This is a genomic window from uncultured Cetobacterium sp. (assembly GCF_947072685.1).
Classification (GTDB): Bacteria; Fusobacteriota; Fusobacteriia; order Fusobacteriales; family Fusobacteriaceae; genus Cetobacterium_A.
The window spans coordinates 76,400-95,314 of record NZ_CAMTIK010000003.1 but is presented as its reverse complement, the minus strand read 5'-3'; the positions used below and the strand labels follow the sequence as shown (position 1 = coordinate 95,314).

21 protein-coding genes are annotated in these 18,915 nt (G+C 30.3%); all 21 read right to left on the bottom strand.

The window, feature by feature from the left end; all coding sequences use genetic code 11:
- Nucleotides 1-6: 6 nt before the first annotated feature.
- On the bottom strand, nt 7-2,187 hold the full coding sequence (locus Q0V67_RS01810) for a bifunctional (p)ppGpp synthetase/guanosine-3',5'-bis(diphosphate) 3'-pyrophosphohydrolase (RefSeq protein ID WP_297596464.1): 2,181 nt from the start codon (nt 2,185-2,187) through the stop codon (nt 7-9).
- 65 nt (nt 2,188-2,252) lie between these two features.
- Nucleotides 2,253-2,765 carry an adenine phosphoribosyltransferase gene (locus Q0V67_RS01805; RefSeq protein ID WP_297596462.1) on the bottom strand — a complete coding sequence of 171 codons (513 nt, stop codon included), beginning with the start codon at nt 2,763-2,765 and terminating at the stop codon, nt 2,253-2,255.
- Between the two features lie 44 nt (nt 2,766-2,809).
- Nucleotides 2,810-3,586: a hypothetical protein gene (locus Q0V67_RS01800; protein WP_297596460.1), complete on the bottom strand. Its 777-nt coding sequence runs from the start codon at nt 3,584-3,586 to the stop codon at nt 2,810-2,812.
- Nucleotides 3,587-4,243 (bottom strand): DUF502 domain-containing protein, encoded by a 657-nt coding sequence (locus Q0V67_RS01795; protein ID WP_297596458.1) that lies wholly within the window; start codon nt 4,241-4,243, stop codon nt 3,587-3,589.
- A gap of 1 nt (nt 4,244) precedes the next feature.
- On the bottom strand, nt 4,245-5,504 hold the full coding sequence (locus Q0V67_RS01790; protein ID WP_297596457.1) for a hemolysin family protein: 1,260 nt from the start codon (nt 5,502-5,504) through the stop codon (nt 4,245-4,247).
- Between the two features lie 119 nt (nt 5,505-5,623).
- Nucleotides 5,624-6,079: a biotin/lipoyl-containing protein gene (locus tag Q0V67_RS01785; protein WP_297596455.1), complete on the bottom strand. Its 456-nt coding sequence runs from the start codon at nt 6,077-6,079 to the stop codon at nt 5,624-5,626.
- Nucleotides 6,080-6,090: 11 nt separating this feature from the next.
- Nucleotides 6,091-6,531, bottom strand: coding sequence for an ACT domain-containing protein (locus Q0V67_RS01780; protein WP_297596454.1), 441 nt, complete (start codon nt 6,529-6,531; stop codon nt 6,091-6,093).
- Between the two features lie 13 nt (nt 6,532-6,544).
- A complete protein-coding gene (folD, locus tag Q0V67_RS01775) occupies nt 6,545-7,399 on the bottom strand; it encodes a bifunctional methylenetetrahydrofolate dehydrogenase/methenyltetrahydrofolate cyclohydrolase FolD (protein ID WP_297596452.1) in 855 nt (284 codons plus the stop codon).
- 2 nt (nt 7,400-7,401) lie between these two features.
- Nucleotides 7,402-8,052 carry a redox-sensing transcriptional repressor Rex gene (locus Q0V67_RS01770; protein WP_297596450.1) on the bottom strand — a complete coding sequence of 217 codons (651 nt, stop codon included), beginning with the start codon at nt 8,050-8,052 and terminating at the stop codon, nt 7,402-7,404.
- A 23-nt stretch (nt 8,053-8,075) separates the two neighbouring features.
- Nucleotides 8,076-9,008 (bottom strand): methionyl-tRNA formyltransferase, encoded by a 933-nt coding sequence (fmt, locus tag Q0V67_RS01765; protein WP_297596448.1) that lies wholly within the window; start codon nt 9,006-9,008, stop codon nt 8,076-8,078.
- A gap of 8 nt (nt 9,009-9,016) precedes the next feature.
- The gene (gene aroQ, locus Q0V67_RS01760) at nt 9,017-9,451 is read right to left on the bottom strand and encodes a type II 3-dehydroquinate dehydratase (RefSeq protein ID WP_297596446.1); all 435 of its coding nucleotides are present in this window, start codon (nt 9,449-9,451) and stop codon (nt 9,017-9,019) included.
- Complete coding sequence (gene nrdR / locus Q0V67_RS01755) at nt 9,448-9,906, bottom strand: transcriptional regulator NrdR (RefSeq protein WP_297596444.1); 459 nt, start codon at nt 9,904-9,906, stop codon at nt 9,448-9,450. The genes aroQ and nrdR overlap by 4 nt, the downstream gene beginning before the upstream one ends.
- A gap of 8 nt (nt 9,907-9,914) precedes the next feature.
- Nucleotides 9,915-10,385 carry a PTS sugar transporter subunit IIA gene (locus Q0V67_RS01750; RefSeq protein ID WP_297596442.1) on the bottom strand — a complete coding sequence of 157 codons (471 nt, stop codon included), beginning with the start codon at nt 10,383-10,385 and terminating at the stop codon, nt 9,915-9,917.
- Nucleotides 10,369-11,085 carry a DNA repair protein RecO gene (gene recO / locus Q0V67_RS01745; RefSeq protein WP_297596439.1) on the bottom strand — a complete coding sequence of 239 codons (717 nt, stop codon included), beginning with the start codon at nt 11,083-11,085 and terminating at the stop codon, nt 10,369-10,371. Before recO ends, Q0V67_RS01750 begins: the two co-directional genes overlap by 17 nt.
- A complete protein-coding gene (locus tag Q0V67_RS01740; RefSeq protein WP_297596435.1) occupies nt 11,082-11,639 on the bottom strand; it encodes a hypothetical protein in 558 nt (185 codons plus the stop codon). Before Q0V67_RS01740 ends, recO begins: the two co-directional genes overlap by 4 nt.
- Nucleotides 11,636-12,442 carry a rod shape-determining protein MreC gene (gene mreC / locus Q0V67_RS01735; protein ID WP_297596433.1) on the bottom strand — a complete coding sequence of 269 codons (807 nt, stop codon included), beginning with the start codon at nt 12,440-12,442 and terminating at the stop codon, nt 11,636-11,638. Before mreC ends, Q0V67_RS01740 begins: the two co-directional genes overlap by 4 nt.
- 2 nt (nt 12,443-12,444) lie before the next feature.
- Complete coding sequence (locus Q0V67_RS01730) at nt 12,445-13,548, bottom strand: M20/M25/M40 family metallo-hydrolase (protein WP_297596430.1); 1,104 nt, start codon at nt 13,546-13,548, stop codon at nt 12,445-12,447.
- Nucleotides 13,549-13,687: 139 nt separating this feature from the next.
- Complete coding sequence (locus Q0V67_RS01725) at nt 13,688-15,436, bottom strand: NADH-dependent [FeFe] hydrogenase, group A6 (RefSeq protein ID WP_297596428.1); 1,749 nt, start codon at nt 15,434-15,436, stop codon at nt 13,688-13,690.
- Nucleotides 15,437-15,448: 12 nt separating this feature from the next.
- Nucleotides 15,449-17,236, bottom strand: coding sequence for an NADH-quinone oxidoreductase subunit NuoF (locus tag Q0V67_RS01720; RefSeq protein WP_297596426.1), 1,788 nt, complete (start codon nt 17,234-17,236; stop codon nt 15,449-15,451).
- Nucleotides 17,237-17,274: 38 nt separating this feature from the next.
- Nucleotides 17,275-17,781, bottom strand: coding sequence for an NAD(P)H-dependent oxidoreductase subunit E (locus tag Q0V67_RS01715; protein WP_297596424.1), 507 nt, complete (start codon nt 17,779-17,781; stop codon nt 17,275-17,277).
- Between the two features lie 126 nt (nt 17,782-17,907).
- On the bottom strand, nt 17,908-18,885 hold the full coding sequence (gene fba, locus Q0V67_RS01710) for a class II fructose-1,6-bisphosphate aldolase (RefSeq protein WP_297596422.1): 978 nt from the start codon (nt 18,883-18,885) through the stop codon (nt 17,908-17,910).
- Nucleotides 18,886-18,915: the final 30 nt, after the last annotated feature.

The window sequence follows — 18,915 nt, the reverse complement described above, 5'->3', positions numbered from 1 at the left end:
CCTCTCCTATCTATCTATTGATATTATATCTTTTATTTTTAATAAATGATTTACTAATGCCTTATATTCTTCCTTAGCATTCAATTCTACTGTAATTTTTACTACAGCTATAGTATCTAGTCCTTTTTTTATATTGTGTGAATTCAATGAAATTACATTTATTTTATGATTGGATATTGTCGTTACAACATCCATCAATATATTTTGTCTATCTAAGGCTTTTACTACAAAAGTAAATTTATACTTATTTTTTTTGAATGATTTATCCAATATTTTTTCATCCCAATTTACATCTATAGCTCTAGCTGGATCATGTAAGACCATGGAGATATAATTTGGACAATCTTTTCTATGAATTGCTATTCCTGTTAGTTTTGTTACATAGCCCCCGATATTATCTCCTGGAAGAGGAGTACAACATCTTGCAAATCTTATTAGGGTATTTTCTGTTCCATCGATAACTATTCCTTGATCATCTTTTTTAGCAGATTTCTTTTTTACTGGCTCTTTTATAAAATCATCTAAAGTATTCTCTATGATAGAACGATTTTTTTCTAACTCTAATTTCAATTTTCCAATGATAATATCTATCTTACTTTTAGTTTCTCCCATATGAAAATAGAAATCATTCAGTGTTGGTATATTATGTTTTTCTAGATGCTTTTTTAAAGTTGGTCCCTCTTCAAATTCTTTAAAAGTAACCCCTAACTTTAACAACTCTTTTTCTATAAGTTCTTTTCCTATTTTTATATTTTCATCTAATTTTTGATCTTTTAACCATTTTTTTATTTTACTCTTAGCACTTTGAGTTGCTACTATATCTAGCCAGTCATTTCCTGGACCTTTTCCTGTTTTAGAAATTATAATTTCTACTCTATCACCATTGTTTAATTTTGAATCTAAAGGAACTATTTTTCCGTTAACTTTAGCTCCAACACACTTTATTCCTATTTCAGTATGTATATTAAATGCAAAATCAATCGGAGTTGCTCCTTGGGCTAACTCCACTACATCTCCTTTTGGAGAAAATACAAATACAGTATCCTTTACTATATCTCCTGTGACTTCTTTTATAAACTCCTCTGTATTTTCTGCTCCTTGATTTAGCTCCACAATATTTCTTAACCAACCATACACTTGGTCTTTTTGACTAATTTTTTTGTGTTCTTTATAACTCCAGTGGGCAGCAACCCCCTCTTCAGCAACTCTATCCATCTCTTCAGTTCTAATTTGTATCTCTACAAATTTACCCATTGGCCCAACTATTGTTGTATGAATTGATTGATAATTATTTGATTTGGGAACTGCAATATAATCTTTAAATCTTCCAGGAACAGGACGATAATTACTATGAATTACCCCCAATGTATTATAGCATTCCGCTTCTGTATTTAAAATTATTCTAATCCCAATCAGATCATATATCCCATCAAAATCTTTTCCTTTTTCAAACATTTTCTTATAAATACTATAAAAATGTTTAAATCGTCCCTTCACTTTAGCGTAAATTTGAACTTCATCTAAAAGATTAGTTATATTATCTACCATCTCTTTTAAGTATTTTTTTCTTTCATCTTTTTTTTCATCAATAAGTGCTTTAATATCTCTATATTTTTCAGGTTCTAAATAATATAAAGACATGTCTTCTAACTCCCACTTTATTCTAGCTATTCCCAGTCTATGTGCTAATGGAGCATATATTGCAAGTGTTTCTCGAGCTATTCTTTGCTGTTTTTCTGGAGACATAAATTTTAATGTTCTCATATTATGGAGTCTATCAGCCAATTTTATAATAATTACCCTTACATCTTTTGCCATAGCTATTATCATTTTTCTGATATTTTCATCTTGTTTTTTTGTTCCATTTGGTAGGTTATCCAACTTTGTTACCCCATCAACAAGATGTGCAACTTCATCTCCAAAATTATACTTTATATCAGCTATTGTAATTAGAGTATCCTCTACTATATCATGTAATATTCCTGCTATTATTCCCTCTGTATCCATTTTCATATCAATTAAAATTTTAGTAACTTCAACAGGGTGTATTATATAGCTGTCCCCTGATTTCCTGTATTGTCCAACATGGCATTCTTCTGCAAAAAAGAAAGCCAATTTTATTTTATCTTTATCAACTTTTAATTTATGTTTCTCTATTTCACTTTCTATTTCTTGCCAATATTTCATAACACACCTCTTTCCTCTAATGTTATACAAACAAGGCGACACAGAAGTGTCGCCTTAAAAGTTTATTAATACTTCATTAAAGTTAGAACTGGATATCCTTTTAATTTTTCTCTACCATTTAGGTCTTCAAGTTCAATTAAAAATGCTAATCCCGCTACAACTCCGCCTAACTCTTCAATTAGTTTAACTGTTGCCTCAACAGTTCCCCCAGTTGCAAGTAAGTCATCAACTATTAATACCCTCTGTCCTGGCTTGATTGAATCTTTATGCATACATAAAACATTTGATCCGTATTCTAAATCATAAGCATATTCTACAACCTCTCTTGGTAGTTTCCCTGGTTTTCTAACTGGAGCAAAACCAACGCCTAGTGCATATGATACAGGGCATCCAAATATAAATCCTCTTGCCTCAGGTCCCACAACTAAATCAATATGGTTTTCTTTTGCAAATTCAACAACTTTATCTGTTGCATATCTATAAGCTTCTCCATCTCCCATTAGGGGTGTTATATCTCTAAATTTAATCCCTGGTTTTGGGTAATCTTCAACTAATGCTACATATTTTTTTAAATCCATTTTTTATTTCCTCCTAATTGCAACCTTAAAAGTCACCTTCTATATTATCTTAAAATCAAGTTCAATGTTTTTAAACTCTCCTCTTTTTTTCCCATGTCAGAATATAAATTTGATAATTTTTGTAAAATTTCGTTATTTAAACTATTATGTGTTAAATAATTTTTCATTACTTTTTCAGCTAATTCATATCTTTTTAAACTATTTTTATAAAAATTGAATAAAACTATTGTATTTTTTTGACTATATACTATTTTTTCTTCAATTAATAGTAAAATTTTTACTTGAGTTACTTGGTCATACTCTTCTTCCAGAACTTCTAAATATGATTCAAAAAATAAAGAATTACTATACATTATATCATTCTTTATTAAATTATAATTAATTAAAGAATCTTTATAATTTCTATTTAAGTATTGAATATATGCAAGCATTAGATAGTCTTGATCACTTTTTAAATCGTTTGGAATTTTTTCTAAATACTCAAAACTTTTAGAATATTCTTTTTTTTTGAAACATATATATGCCAAATTTTTTAAAACTATTATATCGTTTGGATTTTTTTTAAAAACCAAATCTAAATTTTTTTCTCCCGCTTTTAAATTTTCTAGCTGTGCTAATATTATTCCTTTTTCTCTCAATGCAACTAAATTCTGAGGATTTAATTTTAATGCGTCCTCATACATTTTTAAAGCTTCACTTTTTTTCCCAACAGAATATAAATTTGCTCCTTTTAAAACTAAATATTTTTCATTTGAACTCTCACTTTTCTCTAAACTGCTACATCCTATTAAGATAAACATAAAAAAAAGATAAATCCACATTCAACTCTCCTTTTTATTAGGCGGTAAGATAACTCCACCTGAGATTATTAGTTTTATTGCATCGTCTACTTTTATATCTAAAATTTTAACTTCTGATTTTTTTAAAATAATAAACATACCAGATGTTGGATTAGGAGAGGTTGGTATAAAAATATTGCACATTGCTTCTCCTGTCACTTCCTCAACTAAATGATTTCCATTTGACGTCATGAAACCAATACTATATACTCCTTTTCTAGGATACTCAATCATTACAACTTTTTGATAAGCCTTTTGTCTATCTGATGCAAAAAGTGAAATAATCTGTGTTATTGTGCTATATATTTGACTAAATAATGGAATCTTAATTAATAATTTATTTAAATATCCACCTATTTTTTTAAATAAAAATACTCTCATTGCAGTTCCGATTATTATCAACATTAAAATTAAGGTCACAAATGACAACATATTGATTAGAATATTTGTATAAAAATAAAGATCCTGTTCTTTTGTCGGTCCCATTTGTAAAACTAAACTTTTTATTGCTACTGTTACAAATGAATCCTGTAATAAAGTAAAAAATATTTGAAATATCCAGTTAAAAATATATATAGTTATAACTATTGGTAAAATTGCGATTAAGCCACTATAAAAACTAGCTTTAATTCTTTTCATGCTATTCTCCTTTTTCAATCTCTACCTTAGATACTCTCATTTTTTCAACTTCAACTACTATTAATTTAACATCTTCAAACTCAACAATATCTCCAATTGAAGGGATTTTTCCAAGTTCTGACATCATTAAACCACCCAAACTTTCATAGTCATCTGAGGTTGGTAACTCAATACTCAAACTTTTATTTATTGTTTCTATATCTAACATCGCATCAATTTCATATCTATTCTCATCTATCTCTTTAATTGATTCTTCCTCTTCGTTATCAAATTCATCTCGAATTTCTCCGACAATCTCCTCAAGTAAATCTTCAATGGTTACAACACCACCAATTCCACCATATTCATCTAAAACAATAGCTATATGAACTTTTTTACTTTTAAATTCTTTAAGTATCTCTATAATTGATTTAGTTTCTGGAACAAAATAAGCCTCTCTTACCAAATCTTTAACCTTTGTTTCTGTACTATGTTCTTTCAGATAGTTTAATACATCTTTTGTATAAAGAACTCCTATAATATTATCAATAGTTTCTTCATATACAGGTATTCTTGAAAATCCAACTTCAATCATTTCTATCCAAATATCATTTAATGTTTTATTCCCTTCAACAGCGAACATCGATGTTCTAGGAGTCATTATTTCTTTTGCATTGGTTTCTCCCAATCCAACTATTGAATGAATCATCTCTTTTTCTTCCTCTTCAATAATCCCTTCTGCTTCTCCCACATTCACAAAAGATATTAAATCCTCTTCTGTAAACATCAAATTTTCTGATTTTACCTCTACACCTAAAATTCTCCCAATCAAAATAGAGGTCCACATAAGTATTTTTACAATCGGTTTCATCAATAATCCAAAATAATACATTGGCCCTATAACTAATTTAGAAAACCACTTCGAATTGTTTTTTGCCATAATTTTAGGAGTGATCTCACCAAATATCAATATCAAAATCGTCATAACTCCAGTCACAATTGCCAAACTTCTTGGAGAATTTCCCATCCTATTTATAGCTATAGCAGTAGCTATAGATGACGCTAAAATATTCACTATATTATTTCCTAAAAGCATTCCTGTTAAAATTTCATTCGGACTCTTCAACCACTTTTTCAATAGATGTGCCGTCTTTTTACTTGTTTTTTCAACATCTTCCAAATCTATTGTTTTAAAAGACGTTAGCGCCGTTTCCGATGCGGAGAAAAAACCAGATAATAAAATCAAAACAACTAATATAATAATATCACTATACGTGTCCAACTTTAAAATACACCTTCCTTATTTTTATATTATATACTTAAATATTCTACCATAATTCTCTAGAAAAAACAACTAAGTCTAATTCTTATAGACGAAAAAGGAAAGCTTTACGCTTTCCCTTACTTTACCACAAATAATGTTTCTCCCTTTTTTATAACTTTACCATTTTCAGATTTCATAGCAACTATTGTCCCAGAAATCGTCGATTTCACTTCATTCATCATCTTCATCGCTTCAACAATACATACAGTATCGCCCACTTCTATTTTATCACCTATTTTTACAAAATCTTCTGAGTCTGGAGATGGAGCTGAATAATATGTCCCTACCATTGGGGATACAATATTCTCTCCCTCAATAACTTTTTCTAATTGGTTTGGTACTTCAATTATCTCTTCACTAGTTGTGCATAGTTGCTCTTTCTCAAGATACTTTACATTATTAGAAAATTCCTGTTTAAAATCTTCTTTTTTCATTGTCAGTTTTGTTCCATTTATTTCAACCGTAATTTCCGATAAATTATGCTCTTTAATATTTTTTGCTAATTTCTTTATGTTCTCTAAATCTAGTTTCATTCTCTTCCTCCTTAATTGCTTCCTATTACCCTTAATTCCTTTACAGAGCTTAAAGAACTAATCTTTTCTAACATCTCTTCAATCTTTCTCAGTAAGTTTTCTGTTGTTTGTATTGAGATAGTCACTCTGCTTATTCCATCTATTGCAATATTTTGAACTATTGTCAATATATTCATCTCTTCTCCCGCAATAATATCCAAAACTCTTGCTAAAATTCCAGGTCTGTCTACTAAAGATAAATGTATACTGAATACTTTTTCTTTTCCACCTTCGAAAAATGGTTTTATATAATCTTTATATTTATAATATGTACTTCTACTTATTCCAACTCTTTTTATCGCTTCATATTTTGAGATTCTCTCTGCTTGTACTATATCATTTACCTTTATAACACTTTGAATAGAATTAGGTAAAATCCTTTTATCTACTATATAATACTCTTTTTTATCCATAAATATCTCTCCCCTATATTTTTTTTCCATTTTTAAATGCTTTTAATGTGTTATTAAGTAGCATAGCTATTGTCATAGGCCCTACTCCCCCTGGAACAGGTGTTATAAATCCCACTTGTTCCTTTACACTTTCATAGTCTACATCTCCACATATTTTATTATTTTCATCCCTATTTATGCCCACATCAATTATCACAGAATCTTTTTTTACCATCTCTGCCGTTAAAAAATTAGCTTTTCCAACCGCTACTATTATTACATCCGCTGTTCTTGTTTTTTCAGAAATATTTTTTGTTTTACTGTTACAAACTGTAACTGTTGCCCCTTCATTTATTAAAAGTGCTGTCATTGGTTTCCCTACAATATTACTTCTTCCAATAACCACAACATCTTTTCCTTCTAAATCTATATTATACTCTTCAAACAGTCTTAATATCCCTGCCGGTGTACAAGAGATTAACGCTGTCTCATCTCCTAAAACAACTTTTCCTAGATTTTCTGGTTTAAATCCATCAACATCTTTCCCTATTTCAATTGCCTCTATTACCTTTGGTGTATCTATATGATCTGGTAAAGGTAATTGAACTAAAATTCCATCTATTGTGTCATCATTGTTTAATTCTTCTATTTTGTCTAACAGTTCTTTTTCACTAACACTTGCGGACATTATAAAGTTTTTTGACTCTATCCCCACTTCTGCACATTGTTTTATCTTTGAATTAACATAAATTTTAGATGCTAAATTATCTCCTGCTTGTATTACTGCTAACCCTGGAACTTTTCCTGTTTTTTCTTTTATTTCAAATATCTCTTGTTTTATTGAATCTCTAACTTTTTGAGATACATATTTACCATCTAAAATCTTCATTACTATTCCGCCTTTTCTTTCCAGTAATTCAATTCTTGTAACTTTCTATTTAGGTCTATATGCTCTATTACAACATCTTTTGGAACTTTTATTTCTAAAGGTGTCATATTTAATATTGCTTTAATTCCAGATTGAATAACTATATCGGTAACTTGTTGAGCTATTGATTTATTCTCTGTTATTATTGCCATATCTATCTTTTGTTCTAACGCAATTCTTGGAATATCACTCACACTACTTATTTTTATTCCTTTATACTCTTTTCCAATTCTGCTCTTAGTTATATCAAAAATCCCAACTATATTAAATCTTGGTTTCTCAATATCCCCTTCCAAAAAAATCGCATTTCCTAATTTTCCAGCTCCAACTATGATTACATTATTTTGTTTATTTATACCTAAAATACCTTCTATCATTTCGTAAAGACATTTTACATTGTATCCCTTACCCCTTATTCCTACACACGAATCTATATCCCCTATAAAGTTTGAAAAATCTTTTCTTATTTGTGCTGCTGTAACACCAAGTAAAACTCCCATCTCCTCCGATGAAATATAATCCTCCGGTGAAAATTTATCTAAACATTTTAAATACATTGTTAGTCTTTGAATTGTTTTTCTGGAAATTTTCTCTTTTTTTTCTAAATTTTTCATTATAACGCTCCCCCATTGTTTTTTTATTTTAAAATCACACCCATTTTTAAAATATTTCCGTTTATACTATCATTACCTGAGATGTTTTTCTTGTTTTCTGGCTTTATATTTGTCAATATAACACTTCCATCTTTAACTTTTATTACAAATCCTTTACCTTTTATTGAATCAACTACTTCTCCTACTTCTCCTAGTTCATATATTTTTTTATTTTTTTCAACTGTATATATTTTCAATATTTTTTCATTCTGATGTGTATAAGCAGTAGGAAAAGGATTCATTCCCCTTATAAAATTAAATATCTCTTCCTCTGTTTTATTCCAATCAATTATACAATCGCTTTTTTTATATGGTTTAACAAAAGTTACTTCTTCTGGATTTTGGACCTCTCTTTTAGCTGTTCCATTCTCTATTTGATCAACAGCCTCAATTAATTTTTGAGCCCCAATCTCTTTTAATCTATCGTGAAGTGTTAAGAACGTATCCTCTTCATAGATAGGAGTTACTCCTTTTAGTATTATGTCCCCTGCATCTAATTCTTCTGCAATATCCATTATTGTTACTCCGGTTTCTTTTTCTCCAGCTATTATAGCTGCATTTATTGGAGCTGCTCCTCTAAATTTTGGCAATAAAGAAGAATGAACATTTATTATTCCATATTTCGGAAAATCTATTATATTATTTGGAATAATTTTTCCATATGCTACAACCACTATCAAATCTGGATTTAATTCTTTTATTATTTCAAAAGTTTCATCTATTTTTAATGAATTTGGTTGAAACACAGGAATATTATTATTTATTCCATACTCCTTTACAGGTGTATATTTAATTTTTCCACCTCTGGTATTTGGTTTATCTACTTTCGTAAATATACCTACAATTTCATGTTTTTCTCTTAGCTTATCTAATGATGGAACAGCAAATTCAGGCGTTCCCATAAATAAAATTCTCATGTTGCCTCCTATTTTTTTAAACTATTTAAGTAGTGGAGAGCCATTTTATAGCTCTCTGAGCCAAATCCTGTTATCTTTCCAACAACAATATCTGATATGACAGATTTATGTCTAAACTCTTCTCTTGAATAAACATTAGATAAGTGTACCTCTATAGTTTTTATTCCCGTAGATAGAATAGCATCTCTTATTCCTATTCCATAATGAGTTAATGCTCCTGGATTAATGATTAAATAGTCTATTACATTATAGCTTTCTTGTATTTTATCTATTATTTGCCCCTCATGATTAGATTGATAAAACTTTACTTCTATTTCTAATCTTTTCCCCAAAATCTCAATTTCCTCATTTAATTTTTCCAGTGTTTTTGAGCCATATACTTCTGGTTCTCTTATACCTAAAAAATTTAAATTCGGTCCATTTATTACTAATATTTTCATCATTTTTTATCCTTTTTTATATCTTCAACTGTATCAAGAAATGATTTTATATCATCAAACTCTTTATATACTGAAGCAAAACGTACATAAGCTACCTCATCTAAGCTTTTCAACTTTTCCAGAACAAGCTCTCCTAGCTCCTGTGTTGTTATCTCATTTTTTAAAGTGTTTTGTATCACTTTTTCCACATCTGCAATAAATTTTTCTAAATCATCTCTACTGATATTCCTCTTATTTGTAGCACGCTCTAATCCTCTTAAAAGTTTTTCTTTATTAAACTTTTCTCTACTTTTATTTTTTTTTACGACGTAGATTGGATTCTCTTCTATTCTTTCATATGTTGTGAATCTCTTCTCACAACTATTACATTCTCTTCTTCTTTTTATGGAATTATTCTCAGGAAATGCTCTACTATCGATTACTTTTGTGTCTTCACTATTACAAAATGGACATCTCATACTCTCTCCTATAAAGCTTCTTCTTTATTTATACAATTCAGTATATCTTTTGAATCTTCACAATTTAAAAGTTTTTCCCTAAATTTTTCATCCCTTATAAGTCTCGAAATTCTTGCTAATACTTTTAAATAAACTTGACTATCTTTAAAAGGTGAAGCAAAAACAAAAAATATTTTTACCTTTTCTTTATCTAAAGACTTGAAATCTATACCATCTCTGCTGACACCAAAAGCAATTGTTAAACCTTGAGCTGCATCTGTTTTTGCATGAGGTATCGCTACTCCTTTACCAATACCTGTACTTCCTAAGTTTTCTCTTTCTAAAAGAGCTTTATAGATGCCCTCTTTCACTTCAATTTTGTTTGATTTGCCTATTAAATCAGATAGCTCCTTTAGTGCTTCATCTTTATTTTTAGCTTTTAAATCAAGTGATACTAACTCTTCTGACATATAGTCAGTTATTTTAACTATGTTTAACATGAGTACCCTCCAATAAATGTTTCTTTAGATTTAATCTTGTGTCTAAATGATAATTCAAGTATTTTTCATATAATAAAATTGCTTCTATTAAATTCGTTTTTCCTTCTTCACTATCCATAAATATTTTTTCATTTCTCTCAATAGAGTTCAAAATATTGAACAATTCTTTTTTCAAAGGTATTACTTTTTCATTTGAATTATCCAGTATTGTTGATTCTGAAATACTAAAATATTTTTCACCATCTATAGCTATTTGATACCCTTCACTTTTTATAATCCAGTTCATCATTTTTAAGGTCATTAAGTAATTTCTATCGCTATTATTTTCTATAATAAAATTCAATCCTTTTTTCAATCTTAAAAAAAACTCTTTTTTCCTTTCACCAGGAAGTACTATTTCATTTACTATAGAAAGAATATACGAAGTTATTTCAAGTTTTTCAATATCCATCTTTAAATCGTAAAAAAAATCAATTGAATCTATATTGTTGAGTATATAACTATCACCTTTTTTATAAAAAGTAAAATTAGATAGAGTCAATAAATCTACCGAACTTTGATCTCTTTTTTTACTTTTTCTAATTCCCTTAACTAAAAGATCAATTTTCCCAAAGTTTTCTGAAAAAACTGTAATTATTCTATCAGCTTCCCCTATATCTCTTTTTCTTATAACCAGTCCCTTAGTTTTTATAAATTTCATTTTTTTAAATCCCTTCTTTTAAGCCCACTATTTACTTTGATATTCTCTAGATTTAACTCAGCTAATTTATTGTTTTCTTGAAAAATCTCCATTTCAACAGGTAAAAGAAATCCATTAATTTTTTCAAATTTTTTAAATCTTATTTTATATGAGTCTTTATATTTTAATTCTTTAATTTTTTTCAAATAATAATTTTTAACAAACTCTTTATCTTTCAAATCCTTGCTTTTTAAATCTTTAATAATTGATAAAAAATTACTCACATCTTCTGAACCGTTCTCTTCTGTTATCTCATCAAATAAAGGTATATAAACTTTAGTTTTATCTTTTTCGTATTGAAATATCTCCCCTTTATTTACATTTGGCAAAATCATCTCTTTTCTTAAATAATCAGGTGAAACATATTCAATTTTATAAACCTTTTCTCTTTTTTCACCATTCAAATAGGTCACTTCTTTAACAATGGAATATATATCCTGTATGTTTGATATTCTTTCCGATGCTGAAAATAAAGTGGTAACCATCATCAGAAACACTAATATATTTTTTATCATCTATCCACCTCTGTCAATACAATTATCTCGTTCATATCCATCACATTAACTGGTAATTTTAAAATATATTCAACATTATTTCCATATTTTTTTTTCACCTCTGAAACTTCACCTATATAGAGCCCTTTAGGATAGATATCACTGATTCCAGATGTATATACTTTGCTCCCTGTTTCTAACTGAGCTTCATAAATTGATACCGGTTCAAATATAAGTTCCTCACTTCTATTTCCTTTTATTATTCCCAAAACATTGTCGCCAGCCATTGCACTGACTATTGAATCTTGAAAAGTTATCATTTGAACAATTGAATAGTCTTTAAATACTCTTTCAACCTTTCCTATCAGTGCTTCGTTGAATAGAACAGGCATATTTTTCCTTATTCCTTCTTCAGCACCTAAATTTATGGCAAAGCTTTCATATAATTCTCTAGTTTGTTGAAAGCTTATTTTACCTACTTTAAATTTGAATTTAAAAGATCCCTTCATCTCTAGTATTTCTCTCAATCTTTCATTTTCTTCTAAAAGTTTGATATTTTTTTCTTCAACTAGCGATTTCTCAGCTAAAACATTTTTCATTTTATTGTTTTCAACTACTAAATCCTTATAATTAATAACATTTTCAGTACTTTCTTTGGCTTTTTTTCCTAAAAAATATATTTTAGATTGAATTGGATAAAACACTTCCTCTAAACCGTTTATAGTATACATAAACACATCTCTCGCAAAAAAAATTATAACCATTAACCCTAACAAGATATATATTATATTCAATGCTTTATTTTTATTTTTTCCTAATTTCATTTTTATCCTTTTATAATTTCTAATAACATTTTTGATAAGTCTACTAAATCCTTAATTTCAATATACTCCTCTAATGTATGAACTTTAGTCATTCCAACCGCCAAATTTACTGAAGGAATCCCCTTGCTGTTATAGATATTAGTATCACTTCCACCACCCGAAGAAACAGTTTCACTTTTTAAATTTATTCTCTCACAAGCTTTTTTTACAATCTCTACAACTTTTTCATTTTCATCCAATGCAAATCCTGGATATTCAACATTTACTTTGTTTTCAAATGTCGCTCCAAATTCATTACAAACTCTTTCAAATATTTCAAACGTTTCTTCTAACAGAGAGTTCAACTTTTCATTTGATAAACTTCTAGCTTCATAGTCTAATTCAACTGTTGGCATAACAATATTTGTTGCTTGACCACCGCTAACAACTCCAATATTAGATGTCGTCTCTATATCTACTCTTCCTAGTTTTATTTTTGTTATTGCATGTGCTGCAACCGTCAATGCATTTATTCCACTCTCTGGAGATATTCCTGCATGTGCTGGCTTTCCTAGTATTGTCAATTTTCCTCTTGCTGCTGATGGAGCTTTTGTTATAATTCTTCCCGGTTTTCCACTTGAATCTAAAATAAATCCGTAATCTATTGAATATTTTTCTATCTCAAAAGATTTCGATCCTAAAAGTCCTATCTCTTCTCCCATTGAAAATACAACTACAATTTCAGGGTGCTCTATTTTTTTTTCTTTAATCACCTTTAACATCTCTATTATAGCAGCTATTCCACCTTTGTCATCCCCACCTAACACAGAAGTTCCATCAGTCTTTATTATTCCACCTTCTATTATGGGATTAATTTTTTCACAAGGTACAACCGTATCCATGTGTGCGCTAAATAAATACTTTTTCTTACCTTTTGCTCTTAAAACTCCAATTATATTTCCACAGTTCCCACCGTTTATTTCTCCAGCACTATCCTCTGTTACCTCTAACCCTAGTTCTTTCAAAACATTTATTAAGTAGTCTCCTATTGCTCTTTCATTTTTTGAAGGTGAAGGAATTTTCACCATTTCTAAGAAGTTTTCCACTATTCTATTTTCTTGTACCATTTTCCCTCCCAAAGTTTATCTTTTTTTTCAATATTCTTCACTAGATTATATTACATTGTCTTACCTTTGTAAAGAGTTAAAGGTAATAAAAAAATAACAGCAGTAATGCACTACTGTTATTTTTTTTTAATACTCTATTTTATTTTGAATAATATTTTGTATGTAATATTCTATGAGCTTCTGAACTTAATGGATGTTCTAAATATTTTTCATACAATGATTGAACATATGGATTTTCATGAGATTTTCTAAACCTTTTCCCTTCATCTATCTTTTGAAGACCTTCTGCTCGTTTAATAACTTTAATAAATTCACCGTGGTGATAAGGCTGTCCACCTCCACCAACACATCCTCCTTTACATGCCATTATCTCAATTGCGTGAAAAAACTCCTCTCCACTTCTAACTTTGTCTAAAATTTCCCTAGCTGCCGACAATCCATTAGCAATTCCAATTCTTACCTTTATATCCCCTACTTGGACTTCACTAATTTTTATTCCATCCATGCCTCTCATCTCTACAAAGTCTACTTCCTCTAAAGTTTCATCGGTCATCCATTCATACAGTGTTCTTGTTGCGGCCTCTATTACACCCCCTGATCTTCCAAAAATTACAGCTGCTCCTGTTGAATAACCTAGGGGATTATCAAAATCATTTTCCTCTAAATCTTTCAAATCTATATTTGATTGCTTTAATAGATGAGCCAGTTCTCTTGTTGAAATAGAATAATCCACATCCGGTATTCCATCTACAAAAAATTCAGGTCTTGAAGATTCATACTTCTTTGCTAAACAAGGCATTATTGAAACATTTATTATCTCTTCTCTTTTTATTCCTCTAGCTGGTCCCCAAATATTCTTCAAAACTGCTCCAAACATCTGTTGTGGTGATTTTGCAGAAGATGGGATATCCAACATATCCGGATAACGATGCTCAATAAACTTCACCCATGCTGGACAACAAGAAGTAAGAATTGGTAGCTTTACACTCTTATCTCCAGCCAAATGTTTTTCAAGTCTCAACTTAAACTCTGCAGCTTCCTCCATAATTGTTAAATCTGCTGCATAATCAGTATCAAACACATCATCAAAACCTATTTTCTTAAGTGCCGTCACTATTTTTCCTGTTACATCTGTTCCTGGTTCAAATCCAAATTCTTCTCCTATAGCTACTCTTACAGCTGGTGCAACCTGAACTGTCACTCTTTTTTGAGGATTTGCTAAATCTTTTATAAGTCCCCATGTATAATCTTTTTCATATAGGGCTCCTACTGGGCAAACTGCAACACACTGCCCACAGAATGTACAGTTAGTTTTATCCAAATCTAATTCAAATGCCGTAGATACAACTGATTTAAACCCTCTGTTTATACCTGATAACACTTGGCATTTTTGAATATTATTACACATATTTTCACATCTTCTACACATTATACATTTATCTAAATCTCTTACTATCGATGGTGAAACCTCTCTTCTATATTCAAAAATTTTACCCTTAAACCTAATATCTCGAATTCCAAACTCCATTGCTAATGTTTGTAAATCGCACTTCCCGTTTTTAGCACAAACTAAACAATCTGTTGGATGGTTCGATAACATTAACTCTAAAACATTTCTTCTTTTTTCCAAAACTTCCATTGTATTTGTATTTATAATCATTCCAGGATAAACCATCGTGGCACATGCCGGAACTAAATTTTTTCGTCCAACAACTTCAACTACACATATTCTACAAGAAGCACAGTCATTTTTAAACCCAATCTCCGGAATATTCATATAGCATAAACTTGGTATTTTTATCCCAACAGATTTTGCTGCCTCCAATATAGTTGTTCCTGCTAATATTTCAACCTCTTTTCCATCTATTGTAACTATAACATTTTTCATCTTATACCTCCATTAGGCTATGTCTATTGCACCAAATTTACAAGAACTATAACAAGCTCCACATTTGATACATCTACTTTGATCTATAACATGTCTCTCTTTAACTTTTCCTTCAATACATGCCACTGGACACACTCTAGCACATGCTGTACAACCAACACACTTGTCATTTATTAAATATTTTCTTAATGCTTGGCACTGTCCCGCTCTACATTTCCCCTCATTTATATGCTCTAAATATTCATCCATAAATTGATTCAATGTTGATAAAACTGGATTTGGAGATGTCTGTCCAAGCCCACATAAAGATGTAGATTTTATTGTTTCTGACAATTCTCTAAGCAACTTTATATCCTCTAGCTTTCCATTACCTTTTGTTATTCTATCCAATATCTCCCACAATCTAGTGTTTCCAATTCTACATGGTGAACATTTCCCACACGACTCATCCACTGTAAACTCCAAATAAAATTTTGATACAGCTACCATGCAGTCGTCTTCATCCATCACTATCATTCCTCCAGAGCCCATCATAGATCCTTTGGCTAACAATGTATCAAAATCTATTGGTGTATCTAAATCTTTCTCTGTTAGACATCCACCAGATGGTCCTCCTGTTTGAACTGACTTGAATTTTTTATTATCTTTTATTCCGCCACCGATTTCAAATATTACCTCTCTTAAAGTTGTTCCCATAGGAACCTCTACTAATCCTACATTATTTATTTTACCAGCTAAAGCAAATACTTTTGTTCCTGGCGAATTTTTTGTACCAATACTTCTGAACCAATCTGTCCCTTTTAATATTATTTGAGATATATTGGCTAATGTCTCAACATTATTAACAATTGTTGGTTTCCCCCAATAGCCTGATTCTGCAGGATATGGCGGTTTCGATGTTGGTTCTCCTCTTTCTCCCTCCATCGAATGAATAAGAGCTGTTTCCTCTCCACAAACAAAAGCTCCTGCCCCGTATTTTATCTCTATATCAAAATTAAATTTAATTCCAAATATATCTTCTCCTAGCATCCCATTTTTTCGTGCATCTTCAATTGCCTTTCTCAACCTTTTAATTGCCAAAGGATATTCTGCTCTTATGTAAACTAATCCTTTAGTCGCCCCTATTGCATAACCTGATATTATCATTCCCTCTATTATATTGTGTGGGTCTCCTTCAAGAATAGATCTGTCCATAAACGCTCCTGGATCTCCTTCATCAGCATTACAGACCACATATTTTTGTTCAGCTATATTTTTAGCAGCATGTTCCCATTTTAATCCGGTAGAATATCCTCCTCCACCTCTTCCTCTAAGTCCAGATTTCTTTATCTTTGCTACAACATCTGTTGGTGACATTGTTGTAAGTACTTTTTTCAAAGCAGCATATCCGTTTACAGCTATATAGTGTTGTATTAGCTCTGGATCTATCTCTCCACAATTTTTTAAAGCAATCCTCACTTGTTTTTTATAAAACTCCATATTTTCACCTTCAAAAACACTTTCACCTGTTCTTGGATCTACATATAAAAGTTCTATAATTCTTTTTTTCCCCACAATATCTTCTACAATAATTCTCTCTGCATCTTCGGGCTTTACCTCTATATAAAATGTGTTTTCTGGTAATATTTTTACTATTGGACCTTTTTCACAAAATCCAAAACATCCAGTTTGAATAACTTCAACCTCTCTTTCTAAACTATGACGCTTTAAAACTTCTCTTAATTTTTTTACTATCTCTTCTCCCTTTGCTGAAATACATCCAGTACCACCGCAAACGAGTATTTTCTTTTTTTCTTCCATATTTAGCCTCCTAAATTACTCTTACTAAGTTATAATCTTTAATTTTTCTCCTCTTGCTCATTTTTTTTACGATATTTCTCTAAAATTTTTTTCATGTCTTTTACCTCTTCTTTTCCATATACGTCTTTTCCTATCAAAACAACCGGTGCAAGTCCACAGGCTCCAACACATCTTAATGCATCAATAGAAAATAATCCATCAGCTGTAGTTTCTCCAACATCTATCCCTAAATAATTTTTAACACTATTTAAAACTTTCTCTGCTCCTCTAACATAACATGCTGTTCCCATACAAACCGAAATTGGATATCTTCCTTTAGGTTTCATTGAAAAAAAATGATAAAAACTTACTACTCCATAGACTTTTGATATTGGAAGACATAACTCTTTAGCTGTAAACTCTTGCACTTCTTGTGGTAAGTATCCAAATATTTCTTGTGCTTTGTGAAGTACCGATATTAAAGCACCTTGTTTATCCTCTATATCTTCTATAAATTTTTTTAACTCTTCATACATTTCATTTTTTAAATTGTTATTGCATGCCATTTCTTACCTCCCTATTTTAAATTTCACTGTACTTTATTACTACATTTGAATCAAAAAATCAATACCTTTTTTTAAATTTAAACAAAAAAAAAGAGAGAATCCTTTAGGATTCTCTCTTAAAATCTATTATTTTCCTGCTTTATATGCGTTAGCTGATCCAAATACATTTTCAATTTTTTGCTTGTAATAAGATTTCATCTCTTCTTTTGCAACACCTAAATATTTTCTAGGATCAAACTCTGCTGGAGTTTGAGCAAATACTCTTCTTACTCCTGCTGTAAACGCTAATCTTCCATCAGTATCCACATTTATCTTAGCAACTCCTGATTTTGCTGCCCCATGTAATTCTGAATCTGGAATTCCAATAGCATCTTTTAATTGTCCACCAAATGCCTTGATCTCCTCAACATATTTTTGCGGTACTGCTGATGAACCGTGTAATACGATTGGGAATCCTGGAAGTCTTCTCTCTATCTCTGCTAATATATTAAGTTCTAACTTTGGATTTGTTCCTGGTTTAAATTTATGAGCTCCATGAGATGTTCCAATAGCTATTGCTAATGAATCTACTCCTGTTTTAGCTACAAACTCTTCAACCTCTTCTGGATTTGTAAATATGCTATGCTCAGCAACTACATCATCCTCTATTCCTGCTAAAACTCCTAACTCAGCTTCAACAGTTATATCAAATTGTTTAGCGTACTCTACTACTTCTTTTGTTACAGCTATATTTTCATCAAATGAATAGTGAGATCCATCAATCATAACAGATGAGAACCCTGTATCAATACAAGATTTTACTGCTTCTAAACTTGGACCGTGATCTAAGTGAAGTGCAACTGGTATATCTGATCCCATTGCTCTAGCTCTATCTACTGCTGCTTTCGCTAATAGTGGAGTTACCTCTTTTGTCATATACTTTAATGCTCCCATTGAACATTGTAGTATAACTGGCGAACCCATTTCAGCACAAGCTTCTACAATCGCTAACATTTGCTCCATGTTGTTGAAGTTAAATGCTGGAACTGCATAGTGCTCCTTATTGGCTTTTATGAACATCTCTCTAGTATTAGATAATCCTAAATCTTTATAATTATATGACATGATTTTCCTCCTAATATTTTATTCATTTAT